Below are 13,496 nucleotides of genomic sequence, written 5' to 3'. Positions count from 1 at the left end.
AAGTCTCCTTTTACTTCACATGTAGTTCACGTATAGCCTCAGTACCTATACATGCATTAAGTTTTGTTCTAATTTCTTCGCGTCGCAGATGCAGCTCTGCCCTCCACGAGGCAGACTGAACCTGAACCGTTAACACGCCATTCTCAAAGCTGTGTACCGTACTCAGTTCAGCCGGTCGTTTACCCACAACGTCCTGCCAGTATTCCGGCATTCTTTGCCGAAGCATTGCCTGTTCAAGACCGTACTGACGAACAAAGCCACTGAGTAGTTCTGAAAGGGGCTTTGTCATACCGCCACCGTTATGTTTTCGGATACGGGCAGCATTAGACCTTCTGGAATATGAACTGTTAGAATGCCTCCGGAGTCAGCCTTCATGCCGGCCCGAACATTTTGCTCCACTACACTACCGTCTGTTGTTGTTATCAGCATTTGCAGTCCCAAACCAGCAATGATTGCAAGAACCTGCCGGGCTCTTTTACTGTCCAGTTCGCTAAAAATATCGTCGAGCAGTAACACCGGACGCTCCGTACGCCTATCCAGCAGGACAACTGCCTCGGCAAGCTTTAACGCCACCAGCAGCGACTTATGTTGTCCTTGCGATGCCGAGTCCCGTACCAGTCTGCCATCAAGCCGTAAAACCACGTCATCCTTATGGGGACCAAACAAGGTGGTTTCGCGTTGTAGTTCAGCAATCCGGAGTCTGTCAGCAGCACCGTAAAACTGTGAAAGGAGCGGAACATCATCCTGCACCCTCGCACAGTTCGGCTCATACTCGATACTAACAACCTCCGACCCACCGGCAATACTGTCATACATCTGCTGCACAACCGGCGTCAGCCGGCTGATAAACGCCGCTCTGAGCTCAACAAGTTGCGCACTCACCCTGATGTATGCATCCGTAAACGAATCCAGTACGGAAGAGTCAGAGCCCCCTGCCAAACATGCATTGCGTTGCTTCAGCAGTCGCCGGTGCTCGAACAGCACATCGGTTGCCCGCTGTGATGTCTGAGCCATTATTGCATCTACAAAACTACGTCTCTCGGCCGGACCTCCCAATGTAATTGCCTTGTGATCTGGTGATAATGCTACCGTTGGCAGTTGTCCAAGAAGCTGGCGGACACTCAAACCATCGGCATAGCTGGTACAAATCACCTTCCGCTGTCCGGGCCGAATCTGAACCTGGGCACTATACTTGTTCCCGGCATCAGTTTTGGCGACAACAGACACCGTTGCCTGTGTGCTGGATTCGCGAATAATGGAGGCATCAGGAACCGGAACAAATGTTTTACCAACAGAGCAAACACTCACAGCTTCCAGGAGCGACGTTTTTCCTGAACCGTTGGGACCAGACAAGATGGTAACCCGTTCTGCACACTGTAACCTGACGTGTTCATGGCACCTCACGTTTGTTGCAGTGATCTGCTCTAACAGCATTAACAACCCACCTAAATCTTTACCGGCATCACCAGCATCAGCAATCCGCTGCCGTCAGCGCCCGGTGCAATCAGTACGGCACGTACTGCCGTTGAAAACGTCATCTTTACGTTCAGCTCCGGATCGTCGTCGGTACCAATGTTTTTTATTGCTTCTTCTAAAAACCGGTAGTTAAATCCAACTTCAAAATCACCATTCGAAAACTCGCATGGGATTGTTTCTGTTCCCTTACCGCCGGACTCTTCGTCTTCGCTATGGACATCAAGACTATGTTCCGACATTTTAAACCGAACATGCCGGGTATTTGCATTTGCAAACAGACTTACGCGTTTTATCGCATTCAGCACTTCCCGCTGATGCACCACCAGTGTTTTATCGTTATCGGTTGGAATTACGTTTTGATACGGCGGGTACTTCTCGTCGATCACACGTGTGGTGATGCTCATTCTGCCAATTGTAAATCGTGCATGTGTTCTTGACACATCCATCGTGACGTCTGAATCAACTTTCTTTAACAGTTCCACGGTACGTGCCGGCACAATCACCTCCAGGCCTGCCGGGAAAGGCTTATCCTCGGTTGCGGCAATCGTCACTCTCGACAATCTGAACCCGTCGGTAGCCACAGCCGTTGCCTGTTCACCGCTAAACTGGAAGAACACCCCGGTCATACTCGGTCGGTACTCTTCAGTACTGACGGCGAATACAGTTTTATTAGCCATGCGGCTAAGGTTTTCTTTTGAGAGCAGAGCCGATTGCGACTCCGGGAACGGAGGAATGAGCGGGAATTCCCTGGCATCAAGTGCCTTCATTTGAAACGTTCCTGTTGGCGTTCGGATATCAACCATCTGGCTATCGGAAACATGAATCGTTACTGTACCGGCATTACCCAATTCTTTTATTAAGTCGGTAAACTGGCGTGCCGGAATCAGGACCTCGCCATCAGCCTCACCTGACACCGTTGTTGTAAGTGCAATTGTGATCTCCTGATCGGTAGCCATAAACGTTAAATCCGAACCCTGTAACTTCGTATGAAGATGCTCCAGAACTGGGATTGTAGATTTTGCCGGAATAGCCGGAAGAACCTTCTGTAAGGCCTTCTGAAGTTCTGCCAGCGCAACAGTAAACTGCATACAATATTGTGAAGTAGTGACCGGAGATAGCTAATTTGAATGCCGAAACTACGAAACCGATTATGACCGAACAACGATTTACTCGCGATCAATGATAACAAACTACGGTCGGGACAACGCTTTTTTACTGTTAGGCATCGGTGTATGCCTTATTCTCCTTGCCTTTACGCCGATTCCGCTCGTGCTGTCGGTTGTAGGAATTTTCCTGGGACTGTTACTTATTTTTTTCACGCTCTGGTTTTTTCGCGATCCGGAACGCGAACTCTTGCCCGAGGCCAGGCACAACCCGGCGGTCATTGTTGCTCCTGCCGACGGGCAGGTTACCGAGATAACGAACATCGGCACGCATTCCGATATCGGTACGGACTCGGTGCAGATCAGCATCTTTTTGTCGCCCCTTAACCTGCATGTAAACCGGTATCCGGCCACAGGAAGGATACGTGCGGTACGATACTTTCCGGGGAAGTACCTGGTAGCATACCACCCCAAGGCAAGCACCGAGAACGAGCGCTCTGAATTTGTTCTGGAAATGCCAACGGCAACCATTGTTTTCCGACAGATCACCGGTTTCCTTGCCCGCCGTGTGGTGTACGATACCACTGAAAATATTTCGGTGCATGCAGGTGACCGATTTGGAATGATGAAGTTTGGTTCCAGGATGGACGTCATTGTACCGGCCACGGCACAAATTCCTGTTAAGGTTGGCGATACAGTTCGGAGCGCCCATACCATTATCGCCCGAGTGGATACAGCGGAGTCAACGTGAGAGTAACCCGATCGGTTATACCCAACCTGTTTACGCTTGCCAACCTTTTCTGTGGCTTTACGGCGATCATTACCACCTTTAGCGGCAAACTGGAGCATGCTGCCCTGTTCATCCTTATGGCGGGCATTTTTGATGCGTTGGACGGAGTGATTGCACGTTTGGTTCACAGCACCAGCGAGTTCGGCGTAGAACTCGATTCACTCTGCGATACCGTCAGCTTTGGCGTTGCTCCAGCAGTCATGCTCTGGGTAGTATTCTTTCATGAGTGGCTGAACTGGGGACTGCTCCTGGCATCGGCACCGGCACTGGCAGCGGTGCTGCGGCTTGCCCGTTTCAACATTCAGCTTACCAGCAGGGAAGATAAACTGTACTTTCGGGGAATGCCCGTTCCGGCAGCGGCTTTTACCATTGTGTCGTACATCATTTTCTCTCACCCGGCAGAGGTTGTGCCCGAGCAATTCAAGCCGGCAGCATTGGTACTGGTTACCTGTGCTGTGTCACTGGCAATGGTAAGTACAATTAAGTTTGACAATCTGCCGCGTCCAAGTATTCAGCAATTTCGAAAGAGACCTGCGTTTTTTGTGGTATTTTTCCTGATTGTTATCGTTGCGTTCATCACAAAGGGTGTTTCCATCTTCCCAAGTATGCTGGCATACCTGGCATGGGGAACAATCCGGCATATCATAACCAGATTTAAACGTGCTGACGATGACGACAACGATACTATCGAAGAACCCGATCCCAATCCATTTACCCTGTAGCCATGAAATTCTATAAAGCATACGTTACAATTCGTCTTAGAAGCTCGATACTCGACGTTCAGGGCAAAACCATCGAACACGCCCTCCAGGCACTGCGTATGCCTTCCCTCTCCAACGTCCGACTGGGAAAGCATATCGAGCTTGACGTGCATGCTCCCGATGCCGAAACCGCGCGTACGCAGGTTCAGGATGCATGCAACAAACTTCTGGCTAACCCGGTGATGGAGGACTACGAAATCACACTAACGGAAACAACTCACCAGGTGCCGGCATGAATGTAGGCGTAATTACATTCCCGGGCTCCAACTGCGATGCCGATGCCCGGTATGCTGCCACACTGATGCTGCAGAACAACGGACTGGACGGTGTGGTGTACCAACTGTGGCATAAGGATGCCGAACTGCCTGATGCTATTGACCTGATCATCATCCCCGGCGGTTTTTCATATGGCGACTATCTGCGTACCGGCGCCATTGCCCGGTTCTCCCCCATTATGGAAGCCGTTGCTGGGTTTGCCGCCAGTGGCGGACATGTTCTGGGAATCTGTAACGGATTCCAGATTTTATGCGAAGCCGGATTACTGCCAGGTGCACTGGTTCGGAATGCCAACCTCCGGTTTGTTTGTAAAGATGTGTTCCTGGAAACCACCAGCCACAAGAGCATTTTCATCAGGGGAATACCCCAAAATCAAAGCCCCCTTCGAATTCCTGTTGCCCACGGCGAAGGGCGGTTTATTGCGTCGGACGAAGAACTGGATACCATGGAAGCAAACGGACAAATTGCATTCAGGTACGTAACTCAGACCGGAGAACCAACACCAGATGCCAATCCTAATGGCAGTATGCGTAACATTGCAGGGATAACCAACGAACAAGGCAATGTGCTGGGCATGATGCCTCACCCCGAACGGGCAGCAGATCCTAAACTTGGTTATTTTGATGGACTGCTTATTTTTAACAGTTTTGCTTCACTGCTACCATCAAATACTTTATTAACGAAATCTCAAGAACAGTACGCGGAGTAATGCTATGCCATTTGGAATTGGAGCACCCGAACTTATCCTGATTATTTTGCTGGTTGTTGTGCTCTTCGGCGCACGCAAAATTCCTGAGCTTATGCGCGGGCTTGGCTCCGGCATCAAGGAGTTTAAGAAGGCAGCCAGCGGCCAGGACGAGACCGAAGAAAAAGCACCTAACAAGTAAGGTCCCGTCATGTTCGATGTTGGCGGCGGCGAGCTGATTTTAATCATCCTCGTTATTCTGCTTCTCTTTGGTCCCAAAAGCCTGCCCGATCTTGCACGCACCGTTGGAAAGGGGATCAGACAGGTAAAGAAAGCTCAGGAAGATCTTACCCAGCAAATACGGGACATCAGTGCCGACGTTGAAAAGCCGGTTGAACAACTACGTGCTGATCTTGATAAAGCAACTTCGATTACACCGGCATCCCACACCACGCCTCGGAAGCAACAAACTGACGATACAAATCCCTGAATGACGTATATCATTGACAGACGCCTGTTCCAGGCCGGTACACTTACCGTACAGCAACGCGTTTCCGAATTCCTGCAGGCCATCAGCGACGGAGCAGACCTCAACGCCTTTATCACCGTGATGGCTGAGTCCGCCATGGTGGCTGCTGCCGAGTCAGACCGGCGTTTTGCAGCAGGGTTGGCCCGGCCCCTTGAAGGATGTGTTGTGGCCGTGAAAGACAACATTTCCGTTCGTGACATCCGCCTTACCTGTGCCTCCCGCATGCTGGAGAACTTTTCACCGGTTTACAACGCCACTGTTATTGACAGGCTTACCGATGCAGGAGCTGTAATCATTGGTAAAACCAACATGGATGAGTTTGCCATGGGGTCCAGCAATGAAACCAGCGCCTTTGGTCCCGTGAAAAACCCGCATGACACAAGTCGGGTTCCCGGCGGCTCCAGTGGTGGCTCTGCGGTTGCCGTGGCCGCCTCCATGTGCCATGTTGCCCTGGGAAGCGATACCGGAGGATCAGTTCGGCAACCGGCCTCATTTTGCGGTGTGTACGGGTACAAACCCACGTATGGATTTGTGAGCCGGTATGGTCTTGTGGCATTTGCATCGTCGCTCGATCAGATAGGAGTGTTTGCCGGATGTACCGCGGATATCGGTCTGATCATGCAGTTCATAAGCGGCAAGGACCCTATGGATGCAACCTCGGTTGAGTGCAGTGCTTTCCGGGATTTTGATCCAGAGGCAGAGTCGGCCGGTCAATCACGGATCATTGGACGTGTGTCCGATACTCTGCTCAAAGACTGCAGTCCGGAGGTTGTAAATGTTTATAACAATTTCTTGCAGAAGGCCGAAGCCGCCGGTAATCGTATCGTTCTGATAGACCTGCCTGCATCCGACCTGTGGATCCCCACCTACTTTATTCTTGCAGCAGCCGAAGCCTCGAGCAACTTATCCCGCTTTGACGGCGTTCGTTATGGTTTGCGGATATCTGATTCACAGGATACCGACATGATCACCGCCACCAGGACAGCCGGATTTGGAACCGAGGTAAAACGCAGAATTATGCTGGGAACCTTTGTGCTCTCCAGCGGCTACGCCGATCAGTACTATGCCAAGGCGCAAAAAGCCCGGCATCATATTGCAGATAGTTATGCAAAGGCATTCAGCAGTGTTGACGTGTTGGCTTTACCTACCACGCCGGATATAGCGTTTCCTCTAGGCCGGCAGGCTTCGCCCGTTCAGATGTGGCTGAGTGACCTGTTCACCGTAAGTGCCAACATTGCCGGAATCCCGTCTATCAGCATCCCCGCAGGATTTGCATCTAACGGAATGCCCATCGGCGTGCAGTTACAGGCAGCTCACGGAGCCGATGCCCTGCTTCTGGGTGAGTACGCAGCCATTTTGTAAGCAGGGGTACTATCCCTCTGCAGGCCCCTGGTGAAAGTGCACAGGCACCTCGATCATGTCGGAAATCGAAAGCCGCACCGGACACGACGTCACCGAATTTGCCAGAATTTTCATTTCGCGGTCATCATACACTCTGTTCAGCGTTATGGTAACCGTTATCCTGCCGATACGGCGCAGCGGGTCAGCCACCATCTCCTTTTGTACCCGTACCGTTGTGCCTGCCAGGTCCCAGCCCTGACGTCGGGCAGCCATCCCCATATAGGTTAACATACAGGTTCCTAAAGCAGTAGCAACCAGGTCAGTTGGAGAAAAACATTCGCCCCTGCCCTGGTTATCAACCGGGGCGTCCGTCTCGATCACCACGCCCGACGGACCATGCGTTGCGCTGGTGTGAAGATCTCCGCTATACGTAATTGTGATGTCAACCATCTGTTTCTCCGGGTGTGGTTCCGTAAATTTGTAGTTCTAACCTAAAGGGAATACTTTTTATGAGCGTTTTAGTCAACAAAAATTCAAAAATTCTGGTACAAGGCATCACCGGTGGTGAAGGTACCTTCCATACCTCCCAGATGCTGGAATATGGATCGAATGTGGTTGCCGGTGTAACCCCCGGCAAGGGCGGCAGTATGTACTCGGGCAAGGGTGACGATACCTTTGTGCGTCCGCTGCCCGTATATAACACGGTTCGCGAAGCAGTGACAGCCACGGGTGCCAACGTATCCATCATCTTTGTACCAGCTGCTTTTGCTGCCGATGCAATTCTGGAAGCCATTGACTCTGAGATTGGCGTTATCATCTGCATTACCGAAGGAATTCCAACAGGTGACATGATTGCGGTAAAAGCCGCACTGCAAAAATCCAATTCGGTTCTTATCGGACCGAACTGTCCGGGTGTTATTACTCCCGGCGAAACTAAAATCGGAATAATGCCGGGATATATCTTCTCACCAGGAAATGTCGGCCTGGTGTCACGTTCCGGAACACTAACCTACGAGGCTGTGAAGCAGCTTACTGACGAAGGCCTGGGACAAAGCACCTGTATTGGCATCGGAGGCGATCCCATCATTGGAACCCAGTTCATTGATGCTATCAAGTTTTTTAACAACGATCCGGCAACCAAGGCCATCGTGATGATCGGCGAAATAGGCGGCTCGGCCGAAGAAGAAGCGTCGGAATACATCCGTGACCATGTTAAAAAGCCAGTCGTAGGGTTTATTGCCGGACGTACTGCGCCTCCCGGACGCCGGATGGGCCATGCCGGTGCTATCATCTCGGGCGGCAAGGGCACAGCTGCCGATAAAATCGCAACAATGGAAGCCTGCGGCATCGTTGTTGCTCCCAGCCCCGCACTGATTGGCGCAACGATGAAAAAGGTCCTTGGCGGAACGTCGGGTAGCACGGCAGCAAGTCAGACACCCGCTAAGAAAAAAGCTGCATCGCGGCCAGCCAGCAAGGGAAGCAAGACCGTCAGGAAATCTGCAAGGAAATAAATCTCCGGTACACACCACTTTCAGGCACACACCGCATAACTGATTCCTTTTTTCACTTCAAATTTTACTGATACCGTATGGAACGCACACTGTGCATAATTAAACCCGACGCTGTTCGCAATAACAATGCCGGCAACATCATTGCAATGATCCAGAAAGCAGGATTTAAAATCCTTGGGATGAAACAGATCACCATCCCCAATGCTGTGGCAGGCAAATTTTACGACGTTCACAAAGAGCGCCCTTTTTACAGTGAACTGGTCTCGTTCATGAGCAGCGGTCCAATCATCCCGATTGTACTCGAAAAAGAGAATGCTGTGGCAGACTGGCGTACGCTTATTGGCGCCACAGACCCCGCTGAGGCCGTCGAAGGCACGGTACGCCGTCTGTATGCTACCAGCAAGGGTGAAAACGCCGTACACGGCTCAGATTCAGTTGAAAACGGCAAAATCGAAGTAGCTTTCTTCTTTGCCGATTCAGAACTGGCCTAGCCCCTTACACGATGAAACGTGCGATATCGTTAACTGTACACCGAGGGCTTCCGGCCCTCGTGCTGTTTTACCCATTGTAGCTACTTTTTTGGTTCAGTGATGAAAATGTCTTCTTTTGTTCTGTGCTGCTTCGTTTTTGCGGTTGGACTGTTACTTCCAGGTCATGGATTCGCTCAGCAACAACAATCTCAGCCAAAACCAAAGGCACCGGGCCGTGAGTACCGGCTGGAAGTAAAATATACCAGTGGTATCGCTCAGAATTATGAGTTCACTGAAACAAGCTCAATAAAGCGGATCCACTCTGACAGCTCTACCAAGACATTTAACCGAAATGTTAAGTACTTTGTGACGGTGCGATGCATTGAGAGTTTGGACGGAATCAGCAAGGTGGTGGTTACGGTTGATTCAATGACGTATGCCTATGAGTCAAATGGCACGATGGTGGTGTACGACTCACAAGTTGATAATACTCCCAAAAACTTCAGCGACCTGCATCATTACGTTGCCCTACTGAACCGTCCGGTTACATTCACCATGAATTCGTACGGTGAGGTTACCAAAATCGAGGGCGACCAAATTGAATTCTGGCGCGATTACATCGCCGAAAATGCCGCCGATCTGGACTCGCTTACTCTCCTGCTCTGGAATGTTTCTCTGTCAGACGAGAATATTAAGTTTGTTTGCGATCTTCAGAAGGGGGCTATACCAGGCCTGAAGGTTGCGGTAGATTCGTCGTGGACACATTCCTACCTGCTGTGCCAGAACGGGTTAACGGTAAACCATCCGGTGAAAAGCGTATTCTCTGAGAATAACGGCGGCTACTATACAATTACTACGTCAGATTCGCTGAATATCCCCCCACAGCCCTACCGCCCCTTCGGCATCTCCCAGGTGGCGCAGGTAAACAATGGAACTGTATCATTTACGGCCGAGACAATCCTGAAGAATACGGGTGTTATTGACGAGCTTCATCTAAAGTCACTGGCCCGGTACAAGGTGTCAATAATGAACGAACTGTACACAGAAGTGGTAAATTCGGATTATTTGTGGAAACTTACCGGACAATTCCAGTGGTAAAACAGCTACTCCTTGCATGTTTTTTTACTTCTCTGATCTTTCTTACTGCCTGCTCTACAAATGAGTCCGACTCCCCCAAGGAGATCGAACCACATGCAGGTGGAACGATTACAGCAAGCGATACTTCACAGGGCGTGACGCTATCGCTTGACTCGATAAAGGTCGCAGACCTCCGCCTAAACCTACAACCTCACCAAACAGTACGGTACCGAATTACGTCCGATGCGAACCTCCGCCAGGACAAAATGACGATGGATCGCAATGAAGATCTGATAACTGAATTTACTGTTGACAATGTGGACAATTCCGGCAACACAACAGTTCGCCTGAAATTCAAGAAGATTGCAACAGATACCAAGATCAATGATGAAGCAAATCCATCCCCGCTACCTCAGGTGCGGTTCAACTCCGATGATTCAACACAACGCTCCGATCCTAAGTTCCTGCAGTTCGCGTCACTGCTCGATACACCCATTGGCATCACCGTAAACAAACGCAACAGGGTTATACGTGTTACCGGTGCCGGAGCTATTGTAGATCGTGTAACGTCAGGCCTTGCAGCCGATAAGGCAATGGGACAAAATCCTAACGAATTAGACAAACAACGTCTGCAGCAGGCTATCGAAGGTACTGTCATCACGCCCAAAGCACAAATGTTATTCCCGTCGCTCCCGGATTCGGCGATTACCGAAGGACTGGAGTGGACCCGAACCGAACGGGCCTTTCTGAATGAACTCCTTGCGGTAAAAACTACTGATACGTTTCGTATCACGTCAATTCGGATGGTAAAAGGTAAAAAGCTTGCAACGATCGAGGCTAAACTCGGCGGTGTTCTGAGCCTACGTCCGGTACCCGACCATGTTAATCCCAAACCAACACTTAAGCTAAAGTCATATAATCTGAGCGGGACTGCACGCATAATTGTTGACCTGGAGACCGGTCTGACCATTCACAACAAAACAACGGTGAAGAACGGAGCAACAATCGAATTGTCGGCACCAGGACAGCCGGCGAAGACGCTTGTGCAAAACCAAAATCAAACATTTACCGTAGAATTGTTACCTTAACACATGCAAAAGCGTAAGGTAAACTACCGCAATGTATTTCAACCCAGTGATACCATTGCATTTGTGGTTATCATTATAGGGTTGTTTATTGCTCTGTTCCTTGACGAGATGGCGGTTCGGCTTATTGGTGTATGCATTACCATCCTTGGTGGTGTTGCCCTTTTCATGATGGTATCACCACGTCTGTCGGATATGTCGATGCCTCGTCCGCCCAAGCCTACAGAAAACCTGTCGTTCATGTCGCAAACCACGCGGGATGGTGGGCGCACCAGACAAGTCTTTGACAGTACAGCATATCGTGCCACCTTTGGTGCCGAAGATTCAGGAACAAAGCCGCCGGATGAACGCCAGATCGGACTGTTTCCCGAGTTGATGGAGGTGCCCGAGCCGCTAACAGCGGTTCCTACCGTACCGGCCGATAATACCCCGTCAACAGCATTACTGGATGTTGAATTTGCCGATGGTCAGAGTTCGGTACGGGTGGTGGGCGTACGATCGGCACGAAGCATGGCTTCGGCACCACAGCTTGCAATCAATGCACGAATAGGACGAAACAAGCCGGCTGCTGAATCCGAGGTTGTAGCCGCAGCAACGTCCCAGGCACCGCCCCATGACGAGCCCGTAACCGAGGAACTGCGCATCTCCGAGGAACTGGTAGTACGGCCCAAAATCAAGGTGCCGGTTGAAGAACCCGTGCCGGTGCAGGTCCGGCAGGATACGCCGGAAAGCGATGTCCCGGAAATACCGCATGCAGATACTGCAGCGACAGCGCCTGAAATCGAAACTGCCGGTATGTTGCATCAAGACGATTCCGAATCCGATTCATCGGAACCGGCCAGCCGGGCAATCAAGGAAGAGATCCGGGTTTCTTCGTTCATGGATGATGACGATGATGAACTCGAAGACTCTGCTGAGCCCCGAAAAGAATTCGATTACCTGCTTAACCGAGTGCTAATGGTAATCAGGTCGGCAACGAACGCACGGACTGCTGCCTTTTTTTGGTTTAACAGAGATCGCAATCAACTTGTCCTTCAGGCCAGAATAAGCAATGCTGAACAGCAGTTTACTGACCAACGTAAAATACCGATCGGCCAGGATGTTGTCAGCCAGATTGCATTAGAGGGCCGACCCGAAATCGTGACCGATATCGTGCCATCAGCAGAGCTGGAGCTGCTTCCTTACTACAAGTATAGAGCCGGTACGTTAAGCTTTGTTGGCGTTCCGGTGTACTTCAGAGGGAATGTTGTGGGTGTTCTGTGCGCCGACTCAATGGAAGAGAATGCATACACCGATGTTACGGTTGGCTTTTTCGGCCACTTTACAAAACTTATCAGTGCATTGGTATTAAACTACACGTCCAAGTTCGACCTTCAGCAGCATTCGCGTTTACTCCAGGCCGTTCTTGAGTTTCGGAGTACCGTGGCTGATGCCGAACCGTCTCTTAACAACATCGTGTCGGCACTGTTTGGCGTTATCATCCGCAATATTGAGGTTAGCACAGTTGGATCATGCATGTATGACAGAGAGCAAAAGATCTGGACGTTGTGCGATGTAAAAAGCGTCCTTACCGAATATGGTCCCCTGGTTGGCACAGGTGTTGACCTGGAAGGCTCTCTGGCTGGTGAGTGTATCCGTAATGGTGAAACAATTGCCGTGAGTGTAGAAGATGGTACAACCAGAATCACACCGTCCGAGCCGCCTATCGCATTGTGCCAGTTTGTAGCTGTACCCATGCGGTCGCTTCTGCATACCCACGGGGCTCTGGTAATGGAAAACCATAAGGGCACAATTACAAGTCATGACGTTACGATGGCAGAACTCCTGGCAGATATTGCTGGTGAAATGATTGCCGGTTTACGCGATGCTCCTCTGCCCCATCATATTCAGGCTGCGGAGATAGCCGAAGAGGCAGACGAGACGATTGCGTTTAATTCCAGAGCACAGCAGGAGGTGTTGAGGGCTGCCGATTACCAGTCGGATTTAACCTTGTGCTTCATCGAAATTGATCCTCCGGTTGGTATCAGGACGGGTGAAATTTCATCAACCCGCACGATTGCTCGCGATAGGGTAGGCCAACAGATCTCTAAACAAATCCGGGATTACGATGCTGTGTTTAAAATTTCCGGACATACACTGGCTGTACTGTTGATTGGTTCTAACGCCTCCGAGGCAATGGTGTGGGCCGAAAGCCTGCGACGCGATGTTGCCAGTTCACAAATACCGTTCGGCGATGTACAGGCATCTGTAACAATCAGTGTTGGCATTGCTGAACACAGCTCGTCCGATTCATGGCTTACATTTGCCGAGCATGCACAAACGGCCTTGGATGTTTCTACTCGTCAAAACAACATGGTAACGGTTTACTCGTAGCTAATTACGCTACTGGCCA

The 13,496-nt window shown here is 50.6% G+C and carries 16 protein-coding genes; 12 read left to right on the top strand and 4 right to left on the bottom strand.

The features are described from left to right. Nucleotides 1-10 precede the first annotated feature (10 nt). The 3 genes from HRU79_07200 to dnaN are packed head-to-tail and all read right to left on the bottom strand — an operon-like array spanning nucleotide 11 to nucleotide 2,564. Complete coding sequence (locus HRU79_07200; GenBank protein ID QOJ26448.1) at nucleotides 11-289, bottom strand: DUF721 domain-containing protein; 279 nt, start codon at nucleotides 287-289, stop codon at nucleotides 11-13. Continuing rightward, nucleotides 286-1,434, bottom strand: a complete 1,149-nt coding sequence (locus HRU79_07195) for a DNA replication/repair protein RecF (GenBank protein ID QOJ26447.1) — start codon at nucleotides 1,432-1,434, stop codon at nucleotides 286-288. Before HRU79_07195 ends, HRU79_07200 begins: the two co-directional genes overlap by 4 nt. A gap of 11 nt (nucleotides 1,435-1,445) precedes the next feature. Further along, nucleotides 1,446-2,564, bottom strand: a complete 1,119-nt coding sequence (gene dnaN / locus HRU79_07190; GenBank protein ID QOJ26446.1) for a DNA polymerase III subunit beta — start codon at nucleotides 2,562-2,564, stop codon at nucleotides 1,446-1,448. A gap of 91 nt (nucleotides 2,565-2,655) precedes the next feature. On the opposite strand from dnaN, the gene HRU79_07185 reads away from it, so the two are divergent. From HRU79_07185 to gatA, 7 genes are read left to right on the top strand one after another with little or no spacing between them, the layout of a single operon-like run. Beyond that, the gene (locus tag HRU79_07185) at nucleotides 2,656-3,330 is read left to right on the top strand and encodes a phosphatidylserine decarboxylase family protein (GenBank protein QOJ26445.1); all 675 of its coding nucleotides are present in this window, start codon (nucleotides 2,656-2,658) and stop codon (nucleotides 3,328-3,330) included. Beyond that, the gene (gene pssA / locus HRU79_07180) at nucleotides 3,327-4,091 is read left to right on the top strand and encodes a CDP-diacylglycerol--serine O-phosphatidyltransferase (protein ID QOJ26444.1); all 765 of its coding nucleotides are present in this window, start codon (nucleotides 3,327-3,329) and stop codon (nucleotides 4,089-4,091) included. The genes HRU79_07185 and pssA overlap by 4 nt, the downstream gene beginning before the upstream one ends. 2 nt (nucleotides 4,092-4,093) lie before the next feature. Next, entirely contained in the window at nucleotides 4,094-4,366 is a 273-nt protein-coding gene (purS, locus tag HRU79_07175) for a phosphoribosylformylglycinamidine synthase subunit PurS (protein QOJ26443.1), read from the top strand. Continuing rightward, the gene (purQ, locus tag HRU79_07170; GenBank protein ID QOJ26442.1) at nucleotides 4,363-5,115 is read left to right on the top strand and encodes a phosphoribosylformylglycinamidine synthase subunit PurQ; all 753 of its coding nucleotides are present in this window, start codon (nucleotides 4,363-4,365) and stop codon (nucleotides 5,113-5,115) included. Before purS ends, purQ begins: the two co-directional genes overlap by 4 nt. A 4-nt stretch (nucleotides 5,116-5,119) precedes the next feature. Next, on the top strand, nucleotides 5,120-5,293 hold the full coding sequence (tatA, locus tag HRU79_07165) for a twin-arginine translocase TatA/TatE family subunit (GenBank protein QOJ26441.1): 174 nt from the start codon (nucleotides 5,120-5,122) through the stop codon (nucleotides 5,291-5,293). 9 nt (nucleotides 5,294-5,302) lie between these two features. Next, the gene (locus HRU79_07160; protein QOJ26440.1) at nucleotides 5,303-5,581 is read left to right on the top strand and encodes a twin-arginine translocase TatA/TatE family subunit; all 279 of its coding nucleotides are present in this window, start codon (nucleotides 5,303-5,305) and stop codon (nucleotides 5,579-5,581) included. After that, nucleotides 5,582-6,982, top strand: a complete 1,401-nt coding sequence (gene gatA / locus HRU79_07155) for an Asp-tRNA(Asn)/Glu-tRNA(Gln) amidotransferase subunit GatA (GenBank protein QOJ26439.1) — start codon at nucleotides 5,582-5,584, stop codon at nucleotides 6,980-6,982. A 9-nt stretch (nucleotides 6,983-6,991) separates the two neighbouring features. Here the strand turns inward: gatA and HRU79_07150 are convergent, their stop codons facing one another. After that, nucleotides 6,992-7,411: an OsmC family protein gene (locus tag HRU79_07150; GenBank protein QOJ26438.1), complete on the bottom strand. Its 420-nt coding sequence runs from the start codon at nucleotides 7,409-7,411 to the stop codon at nucleotides 6,992-6,994. 59 nt (nucleotides 7,412-7,470) lie between these two features. Here HRU79_07150 and sucD point away from each other — a divergent pair, with 59 nt between their 5' ends. The 5 genes from sucD (at nucleotide 7,471) to HRU79_07125 (ending at nucleotide 13,477) form a co-directional block, all read left to right on the top strand. Beyond that, complete coding sequence (gene sucD, locus HRU79_07145) at nucleotides 7,471-8,472, top strand: succinate--CoA ligase subunit alpha (GenBank protein QOJ26437.1); 1,002 nt, start codon at nucleotides 7,471-7,473, stop codon at nucleotides 8,470-8,472. A 77-nt stretch (nucleotides 8,473-8,549) separates the two neighbouring features. Next, nucleotides 8,550-8,963: a nucleoside-diphosphate kinase gene (ndk, locus tag HRU79_07140; GenBank protein QOJ26436.1), complete on the top strand. Its 414-nt coding sequence runs from the start codon at nucleotides 8,550-8,552 to the stop codon at nucleotides 8,961-8,963. Between the two features lie 99 nt (nucleotides 8,964-9,062). Next, nucleotides 9,063-10,040, top strand: coding sequence for a hypothetical protein (locus HRU79_07135; protein QOJ26435.1), 978 nt, complete (start codon nucleotides 9,063-9,065; stop codon nucleotides 10,038-10,040). Then, nucleotides 10,034-11,107, top strand: a complete 1,074-nt coding sequence (locus HRU79_07130) for a hypothetical protein (GenBank protein QOJ26434.1) — start codon at nucleotides 10,034-10,036, stop codon at nucleotides 11,105-11,107. Before HRU79_07135 ends, HRU79_07130 begins: the two co-directional genes overlap by 7 nt. Before the next feature lie 3 nt (nucleotides 11,108-11,110). Further along, entirely contained in the window at nucleotides 11,111-13,477 is a 2,367-nt protein-coding gene (locus HRU79_07125; GenBank protein QOJ26433.1) for a GAF domain-containing protein, read from the top strand. Nucleotides 13,478-13,496 lie beyond the last annotated feature (19 nt).

The organism is Ignavibacteria bacterium (genome assembly GCA_015709655.1).
In the GTDB taxonomy this organism is placed as follows: domain Bacteria; phylum Bacteroidota; class Ignavibacteria; order Kapaibacteriales; family Kapaibacteriaceae; genus OLB6.
The sequence above is the reverse complement of the archived record's forward strand: the minus strand, read 5'-3'. Positions and strand labels throughout refer to the sequence as shown.

Coding starts and splice junctions, on each gene's coding strand:
- HRU79_07200 (QOJ26448.1), bottom strand. CDS start 289: ATGACAAAGCCCCTTTCAGAACTACTCAGTGGCTTTGTTCGTCAGTAC.
- HRU79_07195 (QOJ26447.1), bottom strand. CDS start 1,434: ATGCTGTTAGAGCAGATCACTGCAACAAACGTGAGGTGCCATGAACAC.
- dnaN (QOJ26446.1), bottom strand. CDS start 2,564: ATGCAGTTTACTGTTGCGCTGGCAGAACTTCAGAAGGCCTTACAGAAG.
- HRU79_07185 (QOJ26445.1), top strand. CDS start 2,656: ATGATAACAAACTACGGTCGGGACAACGCTTTTTTACTGTTAGGCATC.
- purS (QOJ26443.1), top strand. CDS start 4,094: ATGAAATTCTATAAAGCATACGTTACAATTCGTCTTAGAAGCTCGATA.
- purQ (QOJ26442.1), top strand. CDS start 4,363: ATGAATGTAGGCGTAATTACATTCCCGGGCTCCAACTGCGATGCCGAT.
- tatA (QOJ26441.1), top strand. CDS start 5,120: ATGCCATTTGGAATTGGAGCACCCGAACTTATCCTGATTATTTTGCTG.
- HRU79_07160 (QOJ26440.1), top strand. CDS start 5,303: ATGTTCGATGTTGGCGGCGGCGAGCTGATTTTAATCATCCTCGTTATT.
- gatA (QOJ26439.1), top strand. CDS start 5,582: ATGACGTATATCATTGACAGACGCCTGTTCCAGGCCGGTACACTTACC.
- HRU79_07150 (QOJ26438.1), bottom strand. CDS start 7,411: ATGGTTGACATCACAATTACGTATAGCGGAGATCTTCACACCAGCGCA.
- sucD (QOJ26437.1), top strand. CDS start 7,471: ATGAGCGTTTTAGTCAACAAAAATTCAAAAATTCTGGTACAAGGCATC.
- ndk (QOJ26436.1), top strand. CDS start 8,550: ATGGAACGCACACTGTGCATAATTAAACCCGACGCTGTTCGCAATAAC.
- HRU79_07135 (QOJ26435.1), top strand. CDS start 9,063: ATGAAAATGTCTTCTTTTGTTCTGTGCTGCTTCGTTTTTGCGGTTGGA.
- HRU79_07125 (QOJ26433.1), top strand. CDS start 11,111: ATGCAAAAGCGTAAGGTAAACTACCGCAATGTATTTCAACCCAGTGAT.